Raw genomic sequence first — 24,469 nt, 5'->3', positions numbered from 1 at the left:
ATGCCAAGGCCCCGCAAAAGCAAAAAAGCCGTGGGACATGAAATGGACAACAATCCTCTACCTCTATAGATATTCGCCTGCCCTCTCAGATATACGGGGTTTTTCCTGCTGAGAGAGTCTGTCCTGAAAAGCCTGATTTAAAAGGCCCTAGGAGGCTAAGAAGGAGATATCCTCCAACGAAAGCTCCGGTTGGAGTGCCTTGTTAATGGCCATAGAAAGCGCCTTGCAGGCATGACCGATGAGCACATCAATTTCACGGGGCGTAATCATAAGCGCCTCTCCCCTTGGCTCAAACTGCTCCCGGCGGCTATCCACGGCATTTTGATCATCCTCCAGCAGATCGCAGGCCAAGGTGGTGGCATCCACCACAGTGGGAATCCCGATGGAAACCACAGGAACCTTTAAGGTCTTGAGGCTCAGCTCCTTGCGCTTGTTCATAACACCGGAGCCGGGCGAGATACCGGAGTTGGCAATCTGTATAGTGTTCCCCAGCCGGGAGGTGCTGCGGGCCGCCAGTGCATCCACCACGATCACGGCGGAGGGGTGGATATCCTTGACTATAGAGCGGATGATTTCGGAGGTCTCAATGCCGGTCTGACCCAGCACCCCGGGGGTGACGGCGGCGGCGGGTCTCAGACCTTCCAAGCCGCTCTGGCGGGCCAGCTCACCGGTGATGTGGCGGGTGGCCAGCACCTGCCGCACGGTGCGGGGGCCGATGGCATCGGGGGTGATATCGTTGTTGCCAAGGCCCACCACCAGCACAAGGCCTTCCTTGGGAAGCATGGCGGCAATTTCCTTTGCTACGTTTTCGATATCCTCATCCGAAAGAACCGAAGCACTGGAAAAGGGCGGGGCCACAATGGTGACATAATCCCCCGGCGGTTTGCCAATTATATCGCCTCCGGCCTGATCGGCAATGGTTACCCGGTTGATATTTAAATTTCCTGTGGTATAATCATCTACAGTAACCCCCGCAGGTAAATTGTTTTTATGGGGCTCGGTTTGCTCCATAGCAAGGTCGGTTCGAAAAGGCATGGCATTCCACTCCTGTAATGTAAATTTGAACCGGCTGAAAAAGGTTTTGCACTGCTGCCGGCTCAATTTATTTTCCGCTTTTTGGGCGGAAATTATGCCCCGTAGAGCTATGATTGAAGATTTTTTTCGGCAATGCTTTCCAAAAGCAGGTAAATGTTAAAAATTAACGCAAAAGCACTTGCATTAAGGGACAAAACGTGGTACCATACCATGGTAAACTGTCGCAGAGTGAGGAGGTGGAACAATGCCCAACATCAAATCGGCTAAGAAAAGAGTAAAGGTCATCGCAACAAAAACTCTGCAGAATAAGTCTGTCCGTTCCGACTTAAGAACCGCTGTTAAAAAAGCGGATGTAGCTCTTGAGCAGGGAACTGAAGATAAAGCCCTGGCTGTGCGTGCCGCAATCAAAAAGATTGACAGCGCCGTTACCAAGGGAATTTTGCACAAGAACAATGCAGCCCGTCAAAAATCCCGGCTTGCTCTCAAGCTGAATCAGGCAGGCTAAGTCCCTTTTGAATCGCTAAAGCAGAATGAGCAGTCCGCTTTCCGTTAGTGGGCTGCTTTTTGGCATATATTTGACTTGGGACTAACAAGAAGGAGGCAATAGCCATGAAAGAAGCAATCTCCGGTGCACGGCCCTTCCCTTTTGTTCGAAGCAAGAAAACCGCCGCTGCGGATGCAGGCGTGGCCAGTGCCTTTATTGGTGCCATTGTTGTGCTGGTGCTGGTGGGGGTTTATGTAGTCAGCCGCACCTCCAGCGATCGGGCCTATCGGGAAAAATGGAAAGATTATTACGACTGCGGCTGGGCGTAAGGCCTGGTGTGTGGCGTGCTTTAACAGAAACGAAATAGGAGCTGCTCCATTTCAATTAAACTGAAATGGAGCAGCTTTTTTATTTTGAAAACTTTTTGCGGAGGACACCTGAACAAGAGCCATTACCCGGCGATTTGAAGCAAAATACTCAAAATTATGCCGTGTATCAGCATGACTGTTTTAAAGCGCATTGAGTATGGGCATATTTTATGGTAAAATAATTAAGTTACGCAGACTCAACCTTATGAGCAGAAAAGAAGGTGAGCCATATGGCGGTTGATAATATACTTTATACAATAATTTCGGGAACGGTGTGCCTATTGCTGGTGGTGCTGTTTTTTCTTGCACGCAGGCATTCCCATGACAGCGGAGCCGAAGTCCGTTATTATCAGCAGGCTTGTGCCGCTCTTTTTGTGTGGGCCTTTTTTGATATGGCGCAGTTTGTGATCCCCGATCCGCAATTGGCCCTGCGGTATGCCCGGTTTTGTTTTATCGGTGTTGCCTTTATGCCGGTGGCTCTGTTTATGCACATCTGGCAGCAGTTTACGCAAAAGGAAGTCAGCCGGCTGCACATTTTCTTGTGTTACATTCCGGCCTTCATCAGCAGCTTTTTTATTGTGACCAATGAAAAGCTGCATCTTTTTTATCACTCTGGCGATTTCCCCTATTATCCGCTGCGTTGGGCGCAGTTTGATTGGGCCGGGGGATTTTATTTCCACTGGGTGTTTTCTTATGGATTTGTTCTGGCGGCCATTATTTATCTGCTGAAAATATTTTTCCTTGTGCCCCCCAATATGCGGGGGAGCATACAGCTGATGCTGCTGGGCAGCCTGCTGACTGTTTTGGTTAATATCCCGGTAACGACAAAGCTGATCCGGGTTCCGCTGGATTTATCCATTGTATCAGGCGGGCTGACTTTTTTGTTTCACTACTGGGCCTTTCAAAAAAACCCCTCGGCCAGTGTGGTCATCACCTCCCGGGCTTATATCTATAAGCGCCTGACCTCCATGATTTTTGTGTTGGACCCCAACCGAACAATACTGGATAACAACGACAATGGCCGTGATAAGCTGCTGGAACTGGGCTTGCCCCAATACGGGGGGAGTTTTGATGGCTTTATTCGCCGATGGACTCAGCGGGAGAACGGCCGAATCTCCCCCTATAACCCGGAAATTCTTTCGCTGGTTCGGGCGGGGCAGGAAACCCATTACAATATGATCACCGATGAGATTTACACCAAAAGCCAGTCCATTCAGGGCTATATCATCGAGATTTTAGATATCACCAAAATATATACTCTCCAGCGTATGATTGAAAATACCGCTCTCTATGACCAGCTCACCGGGGTTTATAACCGCAACACCTATCTGCACAGCATTGCCGAACTTTCGGCGGCAGAGAACCTCCCCCTGGCGGTGGTTGTGGGGGATATTGACAGGCTGAAATCGGCCAACGATAAGCTGGGGCATCTGGTGGGAGACACATTGCTGGTGGATGCCGTAGAGGTGCTCCGGGAGTGCCTGCCCAAGGGGGCTTTTCTGGCCCGGATCGGCGGCGACGAATTCTTTGTGGGCATCAAAAGAAGCAGCCGTGAACAGGCGGAGCAATTTATAGAAGCAGTAGACCAGACATGTGCCCAAAAGCAGGTAAGGCCCTATGGGGAGCTGCATATTTCCATGGGATATTCCCTTCTGGAGGATGCTGCCGGGGATTTTGAAGCGGTCTTTACCCAAGCGGATGAAAACATGTACCGGAAGAAAAAAGGCCATAAGGAGGCCCCCTTCTGCCGCCCCTTTGAAACGCCACTTGCTGCCAACACAGACAAGAAGATATAGAAAAGGCCTGAGGGTGTAGACAAAAGTCTACACCCTCTATGGGGGGCATCCAATGCCCCCCATAGTCCCCCCGGATTGCGCCGCTTCGGCACAAAAAGTGGGATTCCTGCGTCGAAATGAATTCGACTGGGTCAGAATTACGAATCACAAAGACTGTACACTTAAACTATTTCTATATTTGTCCACAGTCTAAAGGCCTTCCCACAAAAAGGGAAGGCCTTTCATGTGCCAAAAGCAAGGCGGTGCTTTGTCAGGCGCCGTGCCGTTCCAGATTGGTGATTTCATAGGGGAACAGCGCACTAAAGCAGACACTGTTAATATCCACCGGCAGAATCTTGGAGCGAACCCCGAAAAACCGCTCGATGTTTTGTTCGGTTGCCACCTGCCGGGTATCGCCCACCTGCTGCAGGTTGCCATAGCCCAGCATCAGGGTTTTATCCGAAATTTTCAGAGCATGGTTGGGGAAATGGGTGTTGATGATGCAGCTTGCGTGAAAATCTCGCTTGATGCTCTCAATCAGCCCCAATACCTTGAGCTGGTTGCGCATATCCAGATTGGATTCCGGCTCATCCAGAATTAGAACCTCCGGCTGAGAAATCAGCGCCCGGCCGATGAGAACCATTTGCAGCTCACCACCGCTGATTTTTCCAAAGGATTTTTTGGCAAGGTGGAAAATTCCAATCCGCTCCATAATTTCCTGTGCCTTTTGGTAGTCCTTTTTGCCGGGGGAATCAAAGAAGCCCAGATGGGAATTGAGCCCCATGACAATCATATCCTCCACCGAATAGGCAAAGGCGTTCTTTTTGGCTTGGGGCACATAGCTGATCTTCTGCCAAAGCTCCTTGCGGGAAAGAGAAGCAAAGGGCCTGCCGTCAATGAGGGTTTCACCCTGCTTCCATTTCAGAAAGCCCATAAGGCACTTGAGCAGGGTGGTTTTGCCTACCCCGTTGGGGCCGAGAATGGTCAGAATCTGATCCTTTTCCACAACCAGATTGATATCCTTTAAAACAGCCTTATCCTTATAATCAAAGCTGCCCTGTCTTACTTCCAGCTTCATACGGATTCCGCTCCTTTTTTTCTTAGCATATAGGCAAAAAAGGGCGCACCTATAATAGCAGTCAGGATGGAAAGGGGAATTTCCCCAGTGGTGGCGGTTCGAGCCAGATTGTCAATGAGGACAAGATAGATTCCCCCCAGAACCGTAGAGACCGGCAGCAAAATCCGATGATCGTTGCCCACCATAATGCGGCCCATATGAGGGATAACCAGCCCAATCCAGCCAATAATGCCGCAAACCGAAACGGCGCTGGCGGTGATCAAAGTGGAGGCCACAATCACAATGCCCCGCACCTGTGCCACATTAACCCCAAGCGCCTGTGCCTCCTCCTCATCCAACGAGAGCAGGTTCATTTTCCAGCGCAGAGCCAAAAGAACCCCAAGACAAACGAGAATGGTTACCGCTCCCGTCATCAAATCCCGGTAAGAGGCGCTGGCAAGGCTGCCCATCAGCCAAATTACAATGGCAGGCAGCTTATCCTGCGGGTCGGCGGTGTATTTGATGAGGGAGACTAGGGCATCAAACAGGGCGGTTACAATCACCCCGGAAAGCACCAGCACAAAAAGCTGGGTTTTGTTGCCGATTCGGGAAAGCAGCATCACGGTGATGACAGCCAGCAGGCCAAAGGCCAGAGACATTCCCTGAATAAGCATCACAGAGCCGGAAAAGAGAATGCCCAGCGAAGCGCCGAATCCGGCCCCGGAGGCCACCCCCAACACATGGGGGCTGACCAATGGGTTGCCGAAAATGCCCTGATAGGCAGCGCCCGCCGCTGAAAGGCCCATACCGATGACAATACCCAGCAGAATGCGGGGCAGGCGCACTGAAAGCACAACGCTGACCTGTGTGGGGTCAAGCAGATGGCTTCGGCCGGTGGCGGAGTAAAAGAGAATTCGCACAACCTCAGCAGGGCTCACCGCATAGCGCCCGATGCAGAGGGAAAAAACAAAGATCACACCAAGAGCTCCCAGCAGAAGCAAAAGGACAGCCCGGCCGGAAAGCTTGGGTTTTGGCTGTAGGGCGGCCGGGCTTCTCATTGGTTGCCCAGAATCTCATCGATCATGGCGTCGGTGATGTCGAACTCATAGATTTCCTTATAGAAATCCCGTACTTCCTGCTTCATATCCATATCGGCCAGCAGCTCGGGGTGATTTTTCTGGGCCATCCACTTGACCATAAGGGGTGTTTCTACACAGGGAGGGTCCCAGCGGTAGCTGCCAATGGGGATTTTATAGACACGCTTGTTTTTTACAGCGTCCACCAATGACCAATCTTGACCGGCCAGCTTGTTTTCCAGCAGGTCCGCGGGCATAATATCGGTAAAGTTGCCGATGTAAATGACTTGAGGGTTCCACTGGAGAACCTGCTCCATATCGATTTTGCGGTCGTCCCCTTCCAGATCCTTGCCGGGGTTTACCGAACCGCTTTTATCGATCCAGAAGTTGGAGAAGCCGGTTCCTGCCACAGTCAGGTCGGCGGTGAGTTGAATCATGGAAACATAATCCTCCTTGGGGAGCTTTTCCATGATAGCATCGGTTTCGGCGATGTTTTCGTTAAAGAGGGTGATGATTTCCTCAGCACGCTCTTCACGCTCCACCAGCTTGCCGATGATGCGAATCCAAGTTTGCAGGTCTTCAAGGCTGCCGTATTTGAGGGCGATAACCTTGAGGCCGGCGGCCTCCATCTTTTCGATTTCCTCGGGCATATAGGTCCACTGGAACACCACATCGGGTTTGAGCTTGAGGGCTTCTTCCACATTGACAATAAAGCTGGTATCCACAAAGTCGGTGCTGACCTGAGCCATCTCGGGGGAGAGATATTTCAGGGTGCTGTTGTTATAAGCCACCAGAGAAGAAGGGTTCATGCCCACCAGCCGCTCGGCGGAGCCTGCCACAGTGAAGTAAATGGAAGGGAAAGGCATAATGGTGGTGGCGGTGCGGGTGGGTGCCTGATCAAATTCGATGGTTCTGCCCAGCTGATCTTCGATGACAATTTTACCTTCCGAAGGAGATTCCTCCGCCGGGGCCTTTTTCCCGCAGAACATCCAGAACGGTAGGAACCTTGCGGCCGCCGCTCAGGTTCTGGGTGGAATCTGCCTTAGGGTCACAGCCGATCTGCATGACCCTGTAGCCCATGGTGGAAAAAGCGGCCGCCACATTGGAGGTGGTGGTGGATTTACCGATGCCGCCCTTGCCGTAGATTGCGATTTTATACATGTTCAGCCTCACGATCTTTCTTTTTTGGTACCGGATAAACAATTGCCCTATATGTTTTCTTAAGATAACATATAGGGCAAACCAAAGGTGGCAATTTCTCGCCTTCTCAAGGTATATACTCACATAGCTTCAAAACTGTTACGTGATTTTGAAGCTGCGGGCTCGCCCGCAAACACGCATTGCGTGTAAATAAGTATAAATCCAGTTATGTTTCCCGCGTTTAACTTTTGCCGCTTTAGCATACCACCTCATCTTGAGGCTGTCAAGATATGGGATGAAAATCGCCACAATATAGTCAAGCTGCCTTGTAAAATATTTGTGCTATGGCAGTGCCGCCGGGTGTAAAATATGCAATTTCTATTGAGCATGCCACTGCCATAGCAACCTTCTAAAGCAGATCAAGAAAGCGGCTGGCCTTCATGGAAGCACCGCTGTTTTCGTTGGTTTTATACCACGAAAGGAACAGCCGCTTTTTGGCCCGGGTGGCCGCTACATAAAAGAGCCGGGCTTCCTCCTCCAACGTGCCGCTGCGCAGAGCAACCACACCAGGGAAGCGGTTTTCCATCATAGAGGGGAGAAAGACCGTGTCGAACTCACAGCCCTTGGCCTGATGAATGGTGATAATGGAAAGCTTTCGGGAGGATTTGCTCAGCCGATCCAGCTCACTGGAAGAAAGGGTGGCGTATTCCAAAACAAGGGAAAGGCTTTGCTTCCACCAGCCCTGATCAAACATGGGGTCGGCCATAAAGCGGCAGAAGCGCCCGAGATTTTCCAGTCGGGAAGGTTCCTTTGCGTACTTCCCCGCAAAATCAAAGGTCTCCATCACATAGGCACACAGGCCGGGAATATCCGTTTGAGTGGCTTCTTCCCGCAGAAGAATCAGTGCATCGGTCAGAGGTAAAAAGCGGGCAAGGTATTCCCCAAAAGCGCTCCGGCGGGCTGTTTCTTGCGGCAGAATAAACCGGCTTGCCAGCCCGGCCAGCACCTGTGCCGTGGCCAGAATGTCGTCCATAGCATCGTGGGAGGGCTTGGCGGCGCTTTCAAAATAGGCCGAAACTGTCGCCAACTTGTGGTTGGGCAGCTCCGGCAGATAGCGGCGGCTCAACTCCAAGGTATCGTAAACCCCGGCGATTTCCAGCGGCGGCAGGCCATAGCGGCGGAGCTGAGCTTCCAGAATGGAAAGATCATACCCCACGTTGTGGCCCACAACAATTTTCCCCTGCAAAAAGGCGGTCAGCTCTGCAAGCCCTTCCTTAGGAGAGAGGCCCTCTTTCGCCAGAAAAGCATCGGAGAGGCCGTGTACCGCAAAAGATGCCCCCACCGGCTTTTCCGGGCGGAGGTACCGTTCAAGTGATTCCAACGTTTGGGCGGTGCTGTTGGTTCGAATCGCCGCAAACTGTATGATCTCATCTTGATAGACATCCACACCGGTGGATTCCACATCAAAAACCACCACATTCCCCGCATCCAGCGCCTGTGTCAGCGGCTCAAGATAATCGCCATGGGCATGGGTCACAGGGGAAAGATAATCCGAAAGGCGGATGCCCATCCCCTCCCGCTGACGTCGGATGGCCTCCAGTGTTGTGCCGCCGATGCCGGGAGCGTATTCCAGCACAATCCGCCCAAGAGCGGTATCCTCCTGCGGAATCAGCACAGCCCGCATAAAGGCCAGCAAATCCTTGACCTCCTTGGTGCGGAACAGGCGGAATTCCTCGGCCAGCATAAAGCGCACCGGCTCCCCTGTGTGGTTTTTTTGGCACTGGGCAAAGCCCTTAGCAATGGCGGCGCACAAGGCGTTGCTTCGGCAAAGAATGGCCACCCGGGAGTAATCCCCCTGCAAATTCAAGGTGATCAGCCGGTCAAACATCCACTGAATTTGCTCCTGCTGGGTTTTGAGAGCAGCAACGGCTACCTCCTGCCGGGTATAAGAAACAGGCGGCGATGTGGTATGGCTGAAAGCATGAGCGGCAATTCGCTCCCCCAGATTTACAAGGCCGGGGCTGCTGCGGTAATTGACCTCCAGCCGCACCTCCTGCGGGGAAAAATCCCGCTGAAACCGGGGCAGAATCTGCTGAGGCACCGAACCACGCCAGCTGTAAATGGTCTGGTTCACATCCCCGCACAGGAGAAAAACCGCCTCAGGGGCCATGCGGGTTAGGATGGAATACTCAATATCGCTGATATCCTGCACCTCATCAATGTGTATGTAGCGGTATCGCTGGTGCACCAGTGCGGAAACAGCAGGATGCTCCAGCAAAAGCCCCGCCTGCAAGACCAAGTCGTGGAAATCATACAGGCTCCGTTCCAGCAGAAGCCGCTGGTAGCTCTCCATAAGAGCCGCACCCTTGGTTGCCAGAAAGCGGAAAAACTTGGGGTCTGGGGTATAGTTATCTACGCAGACGGTGGTCTTGAGGAACTCCCCTTCCCGTTCCAGCACCTGAGCGGCGGCAAGGGGAATATCCCGGGTTTTCTCCCGGTACATCTGGTGCTTGACCATTTCCATAAAGGAGGCCAGCGCCCGAATCATGGAGCGGACCCGGGCCGGGTCAATTTTTTCCACCCCCGGCACCCCGGCCAGCACCTCACCGATGATTTCCGCCGAATCCTCCTCGTCGCAGATGCCCATGGCCGAGGGCTTTTCCCCGGTTAGAGGGCCATATTCCAGCAGCAGATGGTAGCAGAAGCTGTGAACGGTGCGCACCGTTATTCCGGCAGCGGCGGCACCGACCACCGATTCCACCCGTTCCAGCATTTCCCGGCAGGCCCGGTTGGTGAAGGTTAGGCAAAGAATTTCCTCGGGTAACGCTTTCCCAGAGGCGATGATGGCGGCGATCCGGGCGGAAAGGGTGTTGGTTTTCCCGGTTCCGGCCGGAGCAAGCAGCAGAAAGTGGCGGTCAAGGGTTTCTGCCACCAAGGCCTGCTGTGGATTAAGCTGTATAGTTGAAATCAAGGGCATAGCCCCCTTTGCTGTAATGTGGTGGGCAATTAGAGAGGGGCAACCTGCCCAAAAGAGGAAAAAACAGCCCCCGGGCTAAAAAACAGCGCAGCGGAGCCGAATAACTTTAGTATAGCGGGATTTTTCGCCAGCGTCAAACCCCGCCGATCTGCATGGAAAAGTACTGCTGTTTGTGCTACAATATAGTACGAAAACCACAAAATAATATTTTGATAGAAGCGGAGTTCTTTCGCTTATTACGAAAGGCTTATTTCTCAGGCTAATGGCTTTATTTTAGGCACCACTAAGTGAATTTTGGCGCTCATGCCGCGCCGGGGCACATCCTTTCTCCACGATGAGAAAGGATGCAAAGAATCGCCAAGGGGGCGCTCCCCCTTGGTACCCCCCAGATCCGAACTTTAGTGGTGTGTAAATTCCTGTGCTTTAAGCTGGTGGGATTGGCCACTTTTCTTTCCGCTCGCAAAGTTTAATTTTCAATGCATGCCCTTAAAAAATAAAAGCACCACCACCGATAGAGTAGGAGAAAATAATATGCTTAATGGAAAATCCATTCTCATCACCGGGGGCACCGGTTCCTTCGGCAATCACTTTGCTTCTTATGTTTTGGAGCATTATAAGCCGAAAAAAATCGTCATCTATTCCCGGGATGAGTTCAAGCAGTTCAATATGCAGAATAGGTTTCGGGAACACCAGCCGCTGATGCGCTATTTCATCGGCGATGTCCGGGATAAGGAACGCCTTGTCCGTGCTTTTGACGGCATTGATTATGTCATCCATGCCGCCGCCATGAAGCAGGTTCCCGCCTGTGAATATAACCCCAACGAGGCCATCAAAACCAACATCCATGGTGCTATGAATGTCATCGAAGCGGCGCTGGATACCGGAGTGCGCCGGGTGGTGGCCCTTTCCACCGATAAGGCAGTTAATCCCATTAACCTCTATGGTGGAACCAAGCTGGTTTCGGATAAGCTGTTTATTGCGGCCAACGCCTATTCCGGCTTCAAGGATACCCGGTTTTCCATTGTGCGCTACGGCAATGTGGCTGGGAGCCGGGGTTCGGTGATTCCCTTTTTTGCCAGCCTCATCCAGCAGGGAAAAACCGAACTGCCCATCACCGATTTTGCCATGACCCGCTTCTGGATCAGCTTGGATGAAGGGGTTCGGCTGGTTATCAAGGCTCTGATGGAATCCAAGGGCGGCGAAACCTTTATTTCCAAGATACCTTCCTTTAAAATCACTGATCTGGCCAAGGCCATGCTTCCCGGTTGTACCTTGAAGGAAATCGGCATCCGGGAAGGGGAAAAGCTCCACGAAATCATGGTCACCCGTGAGGATTCCCTCAATACATATGAATACGATCAGCACTTTATTGTATATCCCCATATGGATTGGTGGAACACCGACAAGCTGATTCCCGGGGGTATTCCCATTGAGAGAGGGTTTGAGTATTCCTCGGGAACCAACACCCAGTGGCTTTCAGTGGAGGATTTACAGCGCCGTCTGGCTGAGACAGCGGCACACTAGGCAAAGAAAAAGAGGGCTCTTTATGGAAAAGCTGGCAATTTTCGGGGGAACCCCGGTGCGGGAAACCCCTATACACTATGGCCGCCAATACATTGATGAGGCGGATTGCGCCGCCGTGCGGGAGGTGCTGTTGGGGGATTACCTGACCACCGGCCCCAAGCCCGGCGAGCTGGAGGCACGCCTTTGTAAAATAACCGGAGCAGCCCATGGGGTGTGTATTTCCAATGGAACAGCGGCCCTCCACGCCGCCTGCTATGCGGCAGGCATCGGCCCGGGGGATGAGGTCATCACCACGCCCATCACCTTTGCCGCCTCAGCCAACAGTGTTCTTTATTGCGGGGGAACTCCTGTATTTGCCGATATCGACCCGGCTACATGGAATCTTTGCCCAGAGGCAGCGGAGGAGAAAATAACCCCCCGCACAAAGGCCATTATAGCGGTGGATTTTGGCGGACAGCCCGCCGATCTGGAAAAGCTGGGTGACCTTTGCCGCAAACACAATTTAATACTGATTGAGGATGCCGCCCATTCTCTGGGCAGTTCTTTAAATGGCAAAATGGTGGGGAGTATCGCAGACCTGACCACTCTCAGCTTTCACCCGGTGAAAACGGTCACCGGTGGTGAAGGCGGTGCTGTGCTCACCAATCGCCCAGACTTTTATGAGCGGCTCGCCCTATTCCGCACCCATGGCATCACCCGCAACCCGGAGCAGATGACCCGGGAACCGGAGGGCCCTTGGTATTATGAGCAGATTGAGCTGGGCTATAATTACCGGCTCACCGATTTTCAGGCGGCTCTGATTCTCAGCCAGCTGGATAAGCTGGAGCTGTTTGCCACCCGCCGCAAGGAAATTGTTCAGCGGTATAACGAGGCCTTTGCCGGTATGCCCCAGCTTACCGTTCAGCAGGAGATTCCCGGAGCCGACAGTGTGCGGCATTTCTATGTATTGCGGCTGAATCTGCAAACCCTTTCCGGCACCCGGCGGGAAATTTTTGATGCGCTGACTGGCGAAGGGGTGCTGTGCAATGTCCACTATATTCCGGTGTATACCCTGCCCTATTATCAAAACCTTGGTTACCTGAAGGGGCTTTGCCCACAGGCAGAGGCTTTTTATGAGGGGGCTATCACCATTCCCCTTTATTATTCCATGACCGATGCGGATGTGGAAAGTGTCATAGAAGCGGTGAAAAAGGTCTTGCTTTTCTTTACCAAAAAAGAGAAGTGAGGCTTCGCCTCTTTTTTCGGGCTTAGGTGGGGTAGAAATTCCTGCCCTTATTCCCGATGGCAGGAGCTGTTCAAAAAAACAACCAATGAGGAAAGGGAATCAACATGAAAATGGGATTGGGAACGGTTCAGCTTGGCCTCGAATACGGCATTGCCAACAAAAGCGGCAGGCCCACCGGGGAGCAGGCCATGGCTATTTTGCAGGCCGCCTGTGATCATGGGGTTACGGTGTGGGATACCGCCGCCGCTTATGGGAGCAGTGAGGAGCTGATCGGCGGCTTCTGTGCAGCCGGGCGGGGAGCGGACGATGTGATGATCTCCACCAAAATCCGGCCCCTTCATCAAACCGAGCCGTCTTTGATACCCCAGACTGTTTCCCGGGAAATTACCGCTTCTCTGCATCGGCTGGGCCGGCGGCTGGATTTTCTGCTTTTCCACAGTGCGGCTGATTTGCTGGCGGGCGGTCAGGTGACGCTGGAGGCAATTGCTCCTTTTCAGGAGCAGAGGCTGGTGGGGCGAGTGGGAGTTTCGGTCTACAGCCCCGAGGAAATCCGGGCGTGCCTTGCCTTTCCCCAGCTGGGTGTAATTCAGGCGCCTTATAATGTATGGGATCGCCGTGTGCTGGAACCGTCGCTTCTGGCGGAGATGAAGAGCCGGGATATTTTGCTTCACAGCCGTTCGGTTTATTTACAGGGGCTTCTGCTACTGGAATCGGAGGCGCTCCCCCCCTATCTTTCACAGGCAAAGCCGCATTTGGAAGCCTTCCGCTCCCTTTGCGGGGAGCTGGGCCTCACACCTCAGCAGGCGGCGTTTTTATATGTAAGGGATCAGCCGGAAATTGATACCTTCTTTATCGGCTGCGAAACCACAGAGCAGGTAAAAGAAAACCTGCACCTGTATTCTCAGCCTCCCCTTTCCCCTGCTGGGCGGGAAAGGCTGGAGGAAGCCTTCGGGGCAATGCCCGAAGAGCTGATCAATCCATCCAAATGGAGGAAATAAACATGCGGGATTTGTTTGATCTGACCGGCAAAACAGTGGTGATCACCGGCGGAGCCACCCATTTGGGCAGGGCTATGTCCGAAGCCCTTTGCCGGTATGGAGCCAATCTGGTGATCGGCAGCCGGGATGCGGAGCGCAACCGGGTGCTGGCGGCGGAGCTTTCCCAGCGCTATGAGGTAAGCTGTATCGGTTTGGAGCTGGATTTTGCCAGCGAGAAAAGTTCCCAACAATTTATAGAGTCTGTGTTGAAAAAGCACGGCCGGGTGGATATCCTCCTGAACAACGCCGCCTTTTCCAACCCTGGTTCTATTGAAGAGCAGCCGCTGGAAGCTTTCATGAAGGGCGTGGAGGGAACACTGGGCGGAACCTACTGCATTACCCAGCAGGCAGTCAAGGCTATGCTGACCCAAGGCGGAGGCAATATTATCAATGTGGGCTCTATGTATGGGGTGGTTTCCCCCGACCCGGCCTTGTATGAGGGAACTTCCAACACCATCAATCCCATGAACTATGGCTGCGGCAAAGCGGCCATTGGCCAAATGACCCGGTACCTTGCCTGCCGGTATGGGCGCAAGGGCATCCGGGCCAATTGTGTGGTTCCCGGCCCCTTCCCCAACCCGCAGGTGCAGAAGGATGAGCTGTTTGCCCAGAAGCTAGCGGATAAAACCCCGTTGGGCCGTATCGGTCAGCCGGGTGATCTGATGGGGGCTGTGGTGTTTCTGGCCTCCGATGCCTCCTCTTATATCACCGGCCAGAGCCTTCATGTGGATGGGGGGTGGACTGCGTGGTAAAAGCCACCGCCATTGTGCAGGCCCGGATGTCCTCTTCCCGCCTGCCGGGCAAGGTGCTGATGAATTTAGAGGGAAAGCCTTTAATTGTGCATTTGCTGGAGCGGCTTTCCCAGTGCCGCCATGTGGGGCATATTCTTTTGGCCACCAGCGACAGCCCCAGTGACGATCCACTGGCGGCACAGGTGGAGCAGGCGGGCTTTTCCTGCTTCCGTGGGAGCCTTGACGATGTTCTGGCGCGTTTTTATAAGGCCGCTCTCACCCGCCCGGCGCAGGTTATTGTGCGGGTCTGCGGTGATAGCCCCCTTCTTGATCCTTTTATTGTGGATAGCGCCATTGAGCAGTATAACCGGCGAGTAGCGGCCATCGTGAAAACCGTCGGTATGCCCTTGGGCTTGGGTACCGAGGTTTTCTCCTTTTCTGCCTTGCAAGAGGCTTTCCAAAAAGGGGATGCCCCCTATCACCGGGAGCATGTTACGCCTTATATTTATGAGAATTTCCCCACCTATACCCATACCCTAAGCCCCGATCTTTCCCGGTATCGTCTGGTGGTGGATACCCCCGAGGATTTTGCCTTGATTTCGGCAATCTATAAGGCGCTGTATAAAGGAAAGCATGATTTCTATTTAAACGAGCTGGCGAGCCTGTTGGAGAAGCGGCCGGAGCTGGCGGAAATCAACCGGGAAATCCAGCAGATTCAAGTGCCACTGCATATAAAGGAAGGGCTTTAACATGTTGTATATCCGTGCGGATGGAAACGCCAAAATTGGAACTGGACACATTATGCGCTGTATGTCCATTGCAGTGGCGGCCCGGAGGCTGGGCGGGGACTGTACCTTTATTACAGCGGATCGGGAAATGGAGCCCCTGCTTACACAGCGGGGGTTTTCTGTCATCTGTCTGGAATCGGCGTGGGATGATCTCGAACAGGAAAGTGAGAAAATGCAGGCGCTTATCCGGGAGCGAGGCATCAAAACGCTGCTGGTGGATAGCTATTTTGCCGCCGAAGCCTATCTTGCTCACCTGAAAACCCTCACCTGCACCGCCTATATGGATGATTTAGATGAGCACCCTTATCCCTGTCACATCCTGATCAACTACAACCGCTATGGTGAGGAGCTGGGCTATGACGCCCGGTATCCCCACACCAAGCTGCTGCTGGGCAGTCGGTATGCGCCCCTGCGGGAGGAATTCAGCGGTTTGCCTGCGAAAGGCACCGCCCAAACGCCCCGCTCGGTGCTGGTGACAACCGGCGGCAGTGACCCTTATAATGTGGCGGGCAAGGTTGTGGAGGCCGCAAAGGCCCATCCCCTGCTTGGGGGCTTGATCTTTCATATAGTAGCGGGAAGGTTTAATGCCCATTTGCCCCAGCTTTTGGAGCTGGAAAAAAATACCCCCGGGGTGAAGGTTCACACCGGGGTGGAAAAAATGGAGCCGCTGATGTCTGGCTGCGATCTGGCGGTTTCAGCGGCGGGCTCTACCTTATATGAATTGTGTGCCTGCGGGGTGCCGACTGTGCTGTTTGTTATGGCGGATAACCAAATCAAAGGCGCTCAGGCCCTTGCCCAAAAAGAAATGCTTTTTGGCGGGGATGTGCGCAGTCAAGAGTCGCAGTGGCTGGGCGCTATCATAGAGGGTTTAGAAAAGCTTGCCGGGGATGCCGCTTTGCGCCGCCGCCTTTCCCAAAATGCTCAGAGGCTTGTGGATGGGAGAGGGGCAGAGCGCATTGCCCATACCCTACTTTCTTTTTGATAAAAGAAAGGGTTCAAAGAAAAACCACTTTGGCGTCCTGTAGGCATTTGCCTTGTTTGGGATTTTAAATAGTGGAGCTTTGAAGTTTTGGCACTCATGCCGTGCCGGGCACATCCTTTCTCCACGATGAGAAAGGATGCAAAGAATCGCCAAGGGAGGTGCGTCCTCCCTTGGAACCCTCCCCTGCCCAGATTCAACGGTGTCTGGGCGGCTCGGCTTAGGTCGTGCTTGTGCCGCACGGGCACCCTTTCTTTTAGAAAAAGAAAGGTAACAAAGAAAAGAGCTTCCCGCTGAGGCAAGGCTATTGAGCACAAGAGTAAGGCTTTTTGCTTGTCTAAAACTGTAGCCTTTGCCATTGGGTACTAAGGCAAAGGTTTTTCCTGCCTAAGCTCGACGAAAGAGGCGAAGTCTCCCCGAAGTAAGAGGCAGCCTCAAGAGCAGAAAAGATGCTTACCGATCTGGGTAATAACCGGCCGGGTACGAATCCACTGGTTGATAGCCCGGTCGGGGTTGTAATAGTAGATAGCACCGCCGGAGGGGTCTGCCCCGTTCAAAGCCTCACGAGCGGCCCGGTAAGCGGAATCCGCCACATTCTCATTGATCTGGCCATCTGTCAAAGCGGTAAAGGCGCCGGGCTGGTAGGCTACACCGGAGATGGAATCCGGGAAAGAGGGATGCTCCACCCTATTGAGAATTACGGCCGCCACGGCAACTTGTCCATTAAAAGGCTCGCCTCTGGCCTCGGCGGAGACCAGTCGTGCCAGAAGGTGAAAATCCGAATCGCCCATGCCTGCGGCGCCGCCGGAGGTAGCCTCTGAGGAGGCAATTCCCATTTGCTCCAAAGTCTTGGGGCCTGCAACGCCGTCTGCCGTCAGCCCGTGATCCTGCTGAAAGCGGCGCACGGCTTTGGCAGTCTGATCGCCAAAGATACCATCCACCTGCCCGCTGTAATAGCCCCAGTCGGAAAGGCGCTGCTGGATTTCCTGCACTTCATTCCCTTGGGAGCCCTGCTTGGAAAGCACCTCAACGGTTTTGGGCTGGTATCCCTGATGAATCATATAACCTACAATTCCAATCACACATAGATTTAGAAATACCACGATTAAAATACGAAGGATATATTGAGCAACACGGCTCATGAAAACGGCCTCCCTTTTTTGCGTATATAATGTATAGATCCTGCCGGAAGATTTCAATAAAAGGGTTTCCCGAAAATACGGCAAAATACATGGCAGGGAAAACCTTTTTAGTGCTGGACAAGAGAATAGGTGTATGATATAGTCAATAAACTTGAAAGCCAAACCATCGTTTTTAAACGCAGACACAGCTTGCTTTGCGCCAAAGGTGCAGCTTTTGACTCGCAGAATGTTGTTTTGAAGTTTGGCTACTATAAAGTATATTTCCCGGTAAGCTCAAACATCCGTATATTTTTAGCCGATTCGGCCATATTATGATTATTGCGCACCAGTAAAGGAAAAAACCTGGTTTGCAAGTGCCAAATTCCCCCTATTTTTACAGGAAAAAACACCTTTTGACAAATTCTTTTAAAAAACTTGGAAAAAGGTGTTGACATAAAGTAAGTGGCATGGTATTATAACTAAGCTGTCTCGAGCGAGAGCGACGGCGGCGAGAAAAGAAAGCACCTTGAAAATTGAACAACATTAGCTGTTTTGATAAGAAAGAAACAGCCCTTAGAAAATTCTTTTAAGAAAAACCTAAAGCGAACGAACGAACGCTAGTAAGTTTGAGAGCAAAGGGTGACAAAGCTTGATTGAAAGCGATATTGGACTTGCAGTGATGCGGGTTTAAATATACCAATTAATTAAGAGTTTGATCCTGGCTCAGGATGAACGCTGGCGGCGCGCCTAACACATGCAAGTCGAACGAAGCCTTTTGGAGTGCTTGCACTCCGGCTGGCTTAGTGGCGGACGGGTGAGTAACACGTGAGCAACCTGCCGAGAAGTGGGGAATAACGTCTGGAAACGGACGGTAATACCGCATATAATACCGAGAAGGCATCTTCATGGTATGAAAGGAGTAATCCGCTTCTTGATGGGCTCGCGTCCGATTAGCTAGATGGTGAGGTAATGGCTCACCATGGCGACGATCGGTAGCCGGACTGAGAGGTTGAACGGCCACATTGGGACTGAGACACGGCCCAGACTCCTACGGGAGGCAGCAGTGGGGGATATTGCACAATGGGGGAAACCCTGATGCAGCGACGCCGCGTGAGTGAAGACGGTCTTCGGATTGTAAAGCTCTGTTGCAGAGGACGATAATGACGGTACTCTGTGAGGAAGCCACGGCTAACTACGTGCCAGCAGCCGCGGTAATACGTAGGTGGCAAGCGTTATCCGGAATTACTGGGTGTAAAGGGAGCGCAGGCGGGGACTCAAGTTGGATGTGAAATACCGCAGCTTAACTGCGGGGCTGCATCCAAAACTGGGTCTCTTGAGTGAAGTAGAGGTAGGCGGAATTCCTAGTGTAGCGGTGAAATGCGTAGATATTAGGAGGAACACCAGTGGCGAAGGCGGCCTACTGGGCTTTTACTGACGCTGAGGCTCGAAAGCATGGGGAGCAAACAGGATTAGATACCCTGGTAGTCCATGCTGTAAACGATGATTACTAGGTGTGGGGGGACTGACCCCTTCCGTGCCGGAGTTAACACAATAAGTAATCCACCTGGGGAGTACGGCCGCAAGGTTGAAACTCAAAGGAATTGACGGGGGCCCGCACAAGCAGTGGATTATGTGGTTTAATTCGAAGCAACGCGAAGAACCTTACCAGGTCTTGACATACCACGAGTACCCTAGAGATAGGGAATGCCCTTCGGGGCGTGGATACAGGTGGTGCATGGTTGTCGTCAGCTCGTGTCGTGAGATGTTGGGTTAAGTCCCGCAACGAGCGCAACCCTTACTATTAGTTGCTACGCAAGAGCACTCTAATGGGACTGCCGTTGACAAAACGGAGGAAGGTGGGGATGACGTCAAATCATCATGCCCTTTATGACCTGGGCTACACACGTAATACAATGGCAATTAACAGAGGGAAGCAATACCGCGAGGTGGAGCAAATCCCCAAAAATTGTCCCAGTTCGGATTGTAGGCTGCAACTCGCCTGCATGAAGTCGGAATTGCTAGTAATCGCGGATCAGCACGCCGCGGTGAATACGTTCCCGGGCCTTGTACACACCGCCCGTCACACCATGAGAGTCGGTAACACCCGAAGTCAGTAGCCTAACCGCAAGGAGGGCGCTGCCGAAGGTGGGATTGATGATTGGGGTGAAGTCGTAACAAGGTAGCCGTATCGGAAGGTGCGGCTGGATCACCTCCTTTCTAAGGAGCTAACAAAACGTAAAGTTTTGTAGTATCCGGTCAGGTAAGAGCTGTTACCAGAATAGATGAGAGTTTTAAAAGAATTGCTTTCGTTGAGTTTTGGCAAAAACACTAATGTTGTTCGATTTTGAAGGTACTTTTAGTACTTTCAAAAGGGTAAGAGAGGGAAGCGAGCCTACAAGTCTCCCATATGGGGGTGTAGCTCAGCTGGGAGAGCACCTGCCCTGCAAGCAGGGGGTCAGGAGTTCGATCCTCCTCATCTCCACCATGACCTTCGGGTCAGGAGACAAGTAGAGGAAGCCCCGACTCTAACCGTTCTACATGGGCTCATAGCTCAGGTGGTTAGAGCGCACGCCTGATAAGCGTGAGGTCGGTGGTTCGAGTCCACTTGAGCCCACCAATGGATTCTTTGAGAATCCGGATGTACCTTGAAAATTGAACAATGGAAAAGAAGGTTTAAGTAAAGATTTAATCTATGCAGGAAACTGTATAGTTTGGGTAAATTACTACAAAGAAGCCGAAGAACAAAGCAAGAACACATAAGGTCAAGCTACAAAGAGCGCAGGGTGAATGCCTTGGCACTGGGAGCCGAAGAAAGACGCGATAAGCTGCGATAAGCCATGGGGAGCCGCAAATAGGCCTTGATCCATGGATTTCTGAATGGAGCGATCCGGCAGTGGTAAAGCACTGTCATCATACACTGAATTCATAGGTGTATGAGGGGAACCGCCTGAACTGAAACATCTAAGTAGGGCGAGGAAAAGAAATCAACCGAGATTCCGCAAGTAGTGGCGAGCGAACGCGGAGAAGGCTAAACCAGAGGCAGCAATGTCTCTGGGGTTATGGACTGAATACGGCATTGCAATCGTCTAGCAGAAGTGAATGGGAAGTCATACCATAGAGCGTGAGAGTCGCGTAAGCGAAAGATGAGAGCAGCTATCAGTATCCAGAGTACCGCGGGACACGAGAAATCTCGTGGGAAGTCGGGGGGACCACCCTCCAAGCCTAAATACTCCCCAGTGACCGATAGCGTATAGTACTGTGAAGGAAAGGTGAAAAGAACCCCGGGAGGGGAGTGAAATAGAACCTGAAACCCTGTGCTTACAAGCACCTAGAGCACGTCAATGTGTGATAGGGTACTTTTTGTAGAACGGTCCGGCGAGCGTATGTATGCAGCAAGGTTAAGGACTTATGGTCCGGAGCCGAAGGGAAACCGAGTCTGAATAGGGCGAAGGAGTTGCATGCATAGGGCCCGAAACCGGGTGACCTATCCATGTCCAGGTTGAAGTGACGGTAAAACGTCATGGAGGACCGAACCAACCCCCGTTGAAAAGGTGGTGGATGAGGTGTGGATAGCGGAGAAATTCCAATCGAACCCGGAGATAGCTGGTTCTCCCCGAAATAGTTTTAGGACTAGCGCTGTAATTGAGATTACTGGAGGTAAAGCACTGAATGGGCTAGGGGCCGAAAGGTTACCGAACCCTATCAAACTCTGAATGCCAGATAATCATATACAGCAGTCAGACTATGTGAGATAAGTTTCATAGTCGAAAGGGAAAAAGCCCAGACCCACAGCTAAGGTCCCGAAATGTCATTGAGTGGAAAAGGATGTGGGGTTGCATAAACAACCAGGATGTTGGCTTAGAAGCAGCCATACATTTAAAGAGTGCGTAATAGCTCACTGGTCGAGTGACCCTGCGCCGAAAATTTAACGGGGCTAAATGACATACCGAAGCTTGGGATTCATCCATTTAGGATGAGTGGTAGGGGAGCGTTGTATGCGGGGTGAAGCATGAGCGGAAGCGCATGTGGACTTCATACAAGTGAGAATGCCGGAATGAGTAGCGAGAATTATGTGAGAATCATAATGGCCGAAAACCTAAGGATTTTGGAGGAAGGTTCGTCCGCTCCAAGTTAGCCGGGAGCTAAGGTGAGGCTGAAAAGCGTAGCCGATGCACATACGGTAGAAATTCCGTAGCCGTCGAATGATTTAAGCAGAGGGACACTGAGAAAGCGTGTGACCCGGGCGTTGGTTGCCCCGGGCGTAAGGGACCGAAAATTAGTAGGGAAGCACATGTGGAATCAGGCGAGAAAAGCTCTGCGGGATATCATAGACGCCCGTACCGCAAACCGACACAGGTAGGTAGGAAGAGAATTCTAAGGCCAACGGGAGAAGCGTTGTTAAGGAACTCGGCAAGTTGACCCCGTAACTTCGGGAGAAGGGGTGCTCAGGAAACTGAGCCGCAGAGAATAGGTCCAGGCGACTGTTTAGCAAAAACACAGGTCTGTGCTAAATCGAAAGATGAAGTATACGGGCTGACGCCTGCCCGGTGCTGGAAGGTTAAGAGGAGGAGTGCAAGCTCTGAATTGAAGCCCCAGTAAACGGCGGCCGTAACTATAACGGTCCTAAGGTAGCGAAATTCCTTGTCAGGTAAGTTCTGACCCGCACGAATGGCGTAACGATCTGGACACTGTCTCAACAGCGCACCCGGCGAAATTGTAGTACCGGTGAAGATGCCGGTTACCCGCGACAAGACGGAAAGACCCCATGGAGCTTTACTGTAGCCTGATATTGGATTTCGGTATTTCATGTACAGAATAGGTGGGAAACTATGAAGCAAGGACGCCAGTCTTTGTGGAGTTGCCTTTGGGATACCACTCTTGGAATGCTGAAATTCTAACCTGCAGCCATGAATCTGGCTGGGGGACATTGTCAGGTGGGCAGTTTGACTGGGGCGGTCGCCTCCAAAAGAGTAACGGAGGCGTTCAAAGGTTGGCTCAGTACGGACGGAAACCGTGCATTAGAGTGTAAACGCATAAGCCAGCCTAACTGCGAGACCGACGGGTCGAGCAGTAACGAAAGTTGGAGTTAGTGATCCGGTGGTTTGTTAGTGGAAATGCCATCGCTCAACGGATAAAAGCTACCCTGGGGATAACAGGCTGATCTCCCCCAAGAGTCCACATCGTCGGGGAGGTTTGGCACCTCGATGTCGGCTCATCGCATCCTGGGGCTGTATTCGGTCCCAAGGGTTTGGCTGTTCGCCAATTAAAGCGGTACGCGAGCTGGGTTCAGAACGTCGTGAGACAGTTCGGTCCCTATCTGTCGTGGGCGCAGGATATTTGAAAGGAGCTTTCCCTAGTACGAGAGGACCGGGATGGACGCACCTCTGGTGCACCAGTTGTCACGCCAGTGGCACAGCTGGGCAGCTATGTGCGGAACGGATAAACGCTGAAGGCATCTAAGCGTGAAGCCGACCTTAAGATAAGATATCCCACTGAGTTAATCAGGTAAGACCCCTTGTAGACTACAAGGTGATAGGCCCAATGTGTAAGCGCAGCGATGCGTTAAGCTTGTGGGTACTAATCGGTCGAGGGCTTGACCTTGCAAGTGTGTTGCTTGCTTTGTTTGGCCGCTTCCATTCCCTTCTTTTTCCATTGTTCAGTTTTTAGGGTATATCCCTGAAAGTCGGCGTTGATGACGGTGAGGTTCCACCCGTTCCCATTCCGAACACGGAAGTTAAGCTCACTTGTGCTGAAAATACTTGGATGGTGACGTCCTGGGAAGATAAGTAGATGCCGGCACAAAAAACCTGTGTACTTTTGTACATGGGTTTTTTGCATTATTTAGGTGAATAACAATTGCTTACTTTGATGATTTGATGAAATGAGATACAGGCAATAGAGAAGGCCCTTCCCACGGTAAATGGGAAAGGGCCTTCTTTTTATATACGCATTTTACTATAAGTAGAGCAGTCTTCTATGCTATGCCTTGGCAAAGGTATGGATGGTTCGCATAATGGTATCCACAGTGAGTGCAAGATCCTTTTTGCTGCGCAGCTTGGCTTCCGAGAAAGGAACAGCCAAACGGTTGATGCTGTAAACAGCAACCACACCCTGATCATAGATCGGCTCAATGTTATCCCCAATATCCCCTACCACGGCAATGACAGGAGCGCCGCATTTCTGTGCCCGGCGGGAAACGCCATCAATGACCTTGCCGCGCAGGCTTTGGAAATCAATACGACCTTCGCCAGTCAGCACAAGATCCGCTCCCTGACACCGCTGGTCGAAGTTAACGGCATCCAGGACCGTTTCAATACCGGAACGCAGAGTCGCTCCCAAGAAAGCCACGGCACCACCGCCGGCTCCACCGGCTGCTCCGGCACCGGGCATAGGATTCACATCCATCCCTAAATCTTTTTTGATGATCTCATTCATATGTGCCAAGTTTTTATCCAAAAACTCCACCATAGCCGGGTCCGCTCCCTTCTGGGGGCCGAACACGGCAGAAGCGCCATGGGGGCCGCAGAGAGGGTTATCCACATCGCACATAGCGGTGATGGTAATCCCGGAAAGAGCGGGCAAGAGACCGGAGGTATCAATAGAAGCGATTTCGCTGAGGTTTCCACCGGTGGGGACAAAGCTATCCCCCGCCTGATTGCGGAACACAACACCCAGCGCTGCGGCCATACCGACACCGCCATCGTTGGTGCTGCTGCCGCCAAGACCCAGAACAATTTCCTTAACACCCCGGGAGGCTGCATCGGCTATCAGCTGGCCCACGCCGTAGGTTGTGGCCAGCAGCGGGTTGCGGCGGTTTTCCACCAGAGGAAGCCCGGCACAAGCGGCCAGTTCCACAATGGCGGTTTTCCCCTCTGAAACCAGCCCGTAAAAAGACTGCATTTCTTCCATAAAAGGGTTCATAGCCTGCACAGGAATGCGCTGGCCGCCAATGGCCTCTAAGAAACATTCCACGGTTCCTTCGCCGCCATCGGCAACAGGAAGGGCCTCGATTTGGGCCTCGGGGTAATAGGACTTAATCACCCCATCCATAATGCTGCAAATTTCCAGTGAGCTCATTGTGCCTTTAAAGGAATCGGGTATCAGTATAACCTTCTTCATGGAAGTCCTCCTGTATGAGCGGCGGGGCCGCTG

At 52.3% G+C, this 24,469-nt stretch carries 16 protein-coding genes, 2 tRNA genes, 3 rRNA genes and 1 pseudogene; 14 read left to right on the top strand and 8 right to left on the bottom strand.

Features of this window, described 5'->3' with window-relative positions:
* Window positions 1-147 precede the first annotated feature (147 nt).
* Window positions 148-1,035: a GPR endopeptidase gene (gene gpr / locus U6B65_10370; GenBank protein WRS26738.1), complete on the bottom strand. Its 888-nt coding sequence runs from the start codon at window positions 1,033-1,035 to the stop codon at window positions 148-150.
* Between the two features lie 244 nt (window positions 1,036-1,279).
* On the opposite strand from gpr, the gene rpsT reads away from it, so the two are divergent.
* The 3 genes from rpsT to U6B65_10355 all read left to right on the top strand — a co-directional run bounded on the left by rpsT (window position 1,280) and on the right by U6B65_10355 (window position 3,683).
* Window positions 1,280-1,540, top strand: coding sequence for a 30S ribosomal protein S20 (rpsT, locus tag U6B65_10365; protein ID WRS26737.1), 261 nt, complete (start codon window positions 1,280-1,282; stop codon window positions 1,538-1,540).
* A gap of 104 nt (window positions 1,541-1,644) precedes the next feature.
* Window positions 1,645-1,848, top strand: coding sequence for a hypothetical protein (locus tag U6B65_10360; protein WRS26736.1), 204 nt, complete (start codon window positions 1,645-1,647; stop codon window positions 1,846-1,848).
* Window positions 1,849-2,117: 269 nt separating this feature from the next.
* Complete coding sequence (locus U6B65_10355) at window positions 2,118-3,683, top strand: diguanylate cyclase (GenBank protein WRS26735.1); 1,566 nt, start codon at window positions 2,118-2,120, stop codon at window positions 3,681-3,683.
* A gap of 250 nt (window positions 3,684-3,933) precedes the next feature.
* Here the strand turns inward: U6B65_10355 and U6B65_10350 are convergent, their stop codons facing one another.
* The 5 genes and pseudogenes from U6B65_10350 to U6B65_10330 all read right to left on the bottom strand — a co-directional run bounded on the left by U6B65_10350 (window position 3,934) and on the right by U6B65_10330 (window position 9,906).
* Window positions 3,934-4,740, bottom strand: coding sequence for an ABC transporter ATP-binding protein (locus U6B65_10350; GenBank protein WRS26734.1), 807 nt, complete (start codon window positions 4,738-4,740; stop codon window positions 3,934-3,936).
* The gene (locus U6B65_10345) at window positions 4,737-5,777 is read right to left on the bottom strand and encodes an iron ABC transporter permease (protein WRS26733.1); all 1,041 of its coding nucleotides are present in this window, start codon (window positions 5,775-5,777) and stop codon (window positions 4,737-4,739) included. Before U6B65_10345 ends, U6B65_10350 begins: the two co-directional genes overlap by 4 nt.
* Window positions 5,774-6,784, bottom strand: coding sequence for an ABC transporter substrate-binding protein (locus U6B65_10340; GenBank protein ID WRS26732.1), 1,011 nt, complete (start codon window positions 6,782-6,784; stop codon window positions 5,774-5,776). The genes U6B65_10345 and U6B65_10340 overlap by 4 nt, the downstream gene beginning before the upstream one ends.
* Window positions 6,765-6,956 (bottom strand): annotated as a pseudogene (locus U6B65_10335) (AAA family ATPase). The gene U6B65_10340 and the pseudogene U6B65_10335 overlap by 20 nt, the downstream one beginning before the upstream one ends.
* A 388-nt stretch (window positions 6,957-7,344) precedes the next feature.
* Complete coding sequence (locus tag U6B65_10330) at window positions 7,345-9,906, bottom strand: ATP-dependent helicase (protein ID WRS26731.1); 2,562 nt, start codon at window positions 9,904-9,906, stop codon at window positions 7,345-7,347.
* A 537-nt stretch (window positions 9,907-10,443) separates the two neighbouring features.
* On the opposite strand from U6B65_10330, the gene pseB reads away from it, so the two are divergent.
* The 6 genes from pseB to pseG all read left to right on the top strand — a co-directional run bounded on the left by pseB (window position 10,444) and on the right by pseG (window position 16,199).
* The gene (pseB, locus tag U6B65_10325; GenBank protein WRS26730.1) at window positions 10,444-11,436 is read left to right on the top strand and encodes a UDP-N-acetylglucosamine 4,6-dehydratase (inverting); all 993 of its coding nucleotides are present in this window, start codon (window positions 10,444-10,446) and stop codon (window positions 11,434-11,436) included.
* 22 nt (window positions 11,437-11,458) lie between these two features.
* Window positions 11,459-12,661 carry a UDP-4-amino-4,6-dideoxy-N-acetyl-beta-L-altrosamine transaminase gene (gene pseC / locus U6B65_10320; protein WRS26729.1) on the top strand — a complete coding sequence of 401 codons (1,203 nt, stop codon included), beginning with the start codon at window positions 11,459-11,461 and terminating at the stop codon, window positions 12,659-12,661.
* Window positions 12,662-12,765: 104 nt separating this feature from the next.
* Window positions 12,766-13,659 carry an aldo/keto reductase gene (locus tag U6B65_10315; GenBank protein ID WRS26728.1) on the top strand — a complete coding sequence of 298 codons (894 nt, stop codon included), beginning with the start codon at window positions 12,766-12,768 and terminating at the stop codon, window positions 13,657-13,659.
* Between the two features lie 2 nt (window positions 13,660-13,661).
* The gene (locus tag U6B65_10310) at window positions 13,662-14,450 is read left to right on the top strand and encodes an SDR family oxidoreductase (protein ID WRS26727.1); all 789 of its coding nucleotides are present in this window, start codon (window positions 13,662-13,664) and stop codon (window positions 14,448-14,450) included.
* On the top strand, window positions 14,444-15,178 hold the full coding sequence (locus tag U6B65_10305; GenBank protein WRS26726.1) for a glycosyltransferase family protein: 735 nt from the start codon (window positions 14,444-14,446) through the stop codon (window positions 15,176-15,178). Before U6B65_10310 ends, U6B65_10305 begins: the two co-directional genes overlap by 7 nt.
* A gap of 1 nt (window position 15,179) precedes the next feature.
* Window positions 15,180-16,199 carry a UDP-2,4-diacetamido-2,4,6-trideoxy-beta-L-altropyranose hydrolase gene (pseG, locus tag U6B65_10300; protein ID WRS26725.1) on the top strand — a complete coding sequence of 340 codons (1,020 nt, stop codon included), beginning with the start codon at window positions 15,180-15,182 and terminating at the stop codon, window positions 16,197-16,199.
* Between the two features lie 431 nt (window positions 16,200-16,630).
* Here pseG and sleB read toward each other — a convergent pair whose 3' ends face one another.
* The gene (gene sleB / locus U6B65_10295) at window positions 16,631-17,338 is read right to left on the bottom strand and encodes a spore cortex-lytic enzyme (GenBank protein ID WRS26724.1); all 708 of its coding nucleotides are present in this window, start codon (window positions 17,336-17,338) and stop codon (window positions 16,631-16,633) included.
* Window positions 17,339-18,017: 679 nt separating this feature from the next.
* Between sleB and U6B65_10290 the strand changes: the two genes are divergently transcribed.
* The 5 genes from U6B65_10290 (at window position 18,018) to rrf (ending at window position 23,116) form a co-directional block, all read left to right on the top strand.
* A 16S ribosomal RNA gene (locus U6B65_10290) occupies window positions 18,018-19,534 on the top strand.
* A gap of 192 nt (window positions 19,535-19,726) precedes the next feature.
* Window positions 19,727-19,802: transfer RNA gene (locus U6B65_10285), tRNA-Ala, on the top strand.
* A 55-nt stretch (window positions 19,803-19,857) separates the two neighbouring features.
* Window positions 19,858-19,934, top strand: a tRNA-Ile gene (locus tag U6B65_10280).
* A gap of 143 nt (window positions 19,935-20,077) precedes the next feature.
* Window positions 20,078-22,918, top strand: a 23S ribosomal RNA gene (locus tag U6B65_10275).
* 81 nt (window positions 22,919-22,999) lie between these two features.
* Window positions 23,000-23,116, top strand: a 5S ribosomal RNA gene (gene rrf, locus U6B65_10270).
* Together the 16S, 23S and 5S rRNA genes with 2 tRNA genes alongside form the textbook arrangement of a ribosomal RNA operon.
* A gap of 180 nt (window positions 23,117-23,296) precedes the next feature.
* Here rrf and U6B65_10265 read toward each other — a convergent pair.
* Complete coding sequence (locus U6B65_10265) at window positions 23,297-24,436, bottom strand: glycerate kinase (protein WRS26723.1); 1,140 nt, start codon at window positions 24,434-24,436, stop codon at window positions 23,297-23,299.
* Window positions 24,437-24,469 lie beyond the last annotated feature (33 nt).

The organism is Oscillospiraceae bacterium MB08-C2-2 (assembly GCA_035621215.1).
GTDB lineage: Bacteria > Bacillota > Clostridia > Oscillospirales > Ruminococcaceae > WRAV01.
The sequence above is the reverse complement of the archived record's forward strand: the minus strand, read 5'-3'. Positions and strand labels throughout refer to the sequence as shown.

Bases quoted from the DNA above. Each gene is read 5' to 3' on its own strand.
- U6B65_10265 (WRS26723.1), bottom strand. From the start codon at position 24,436: ATGAAGAAGGTTATACTGATACCCGATTCCTTTAAAGGCACAATGAGC.
- gpr (WRS26738.1), bottom strand. From the start codon at position 1,035: ATGCCTTTTCGAACCGACCTTGCTATGGAGCAAACCGAGCCCCATAAA.
- sleB (WRS26724.1), bottom strand. From the start codon at position 17,338: ATGAGCCGTGTTGCTCAATATATCCTTCGTATTTTAATCGTGGTATTT.
- U6B65_10360 (WRS26736.1), top strand. From the start codon at position 1,645: ATGAAAGAAGCAATCTCCGGTGCACGGCCCTTCCCTTTTGTTCGAAGC.
- U6B65_10345 (WRS26733.1), bottom strand. From the start codon at position 5,777: ATGAGAAGCCCGGCCGCCCTACAGCCAAAACCCAAGCTTTCCGGCCGG.
- rpsT (WRS26737.1), top strand. From the start codon at position 1,280: ATGCCCAACATCAAATCGGCTAAGAAAAGAGTAAAGGTCATCGCAACA.
- pseB (WRS26730.1), top strand. From the start codon at position 10,444: ATGCTTAATGGAAAATCCATTCTCATCACCGGGGGCACCGGTTCCTTC.
- U6B65_10310 (WRS26727.1), top strand. From the start codon at position 13,662: ATGCGGGATTTGTTTGATCTGACCGGCAAAACAGTGGTGATCACCGGC.
- U6B65_10350 (WRS26734.1), bottom strand. From the start codon at position 4,740: ATGAAGCTGGAAGTAAGACAGGGCAGCTTTGATTATAAGGATAAGGCT.
- pseC (WRS26729.1), top strand. From the start codon at position 11,459: ATGGAAAAGCTGGCAATTTTCGGGGGAACCCCGGTGCGGGAAACCCCT.
- U6B65_10340 (WRS26732.1), bottom strand. From the start codon at position 6,784: ATGTTCTGCGGGAAAAAGGCCCCGGCGGAGGAATCTCCTTCGGAAGGT.
- pseG (WRS26725.1), top strand. From the start codon at position 15,180: ATGTTGTATATCCGTGCGGATGGAAACGCCAAAATTGGAACTGGACAC.
- U6B65_10315 (WRS26728.1), top strand. From the start codon at position 12,766: ATGAAAATGGGATTGGGAACGGTTCAGCTTGGCCTCGAATACGGCATT.
- U6B65_10355 (WRS26735.1), top strand. From the start codon at position 2,118: ATGGCGGTTGATAATATACTTTATACAATAATTTCGGGAACGGTGTGC.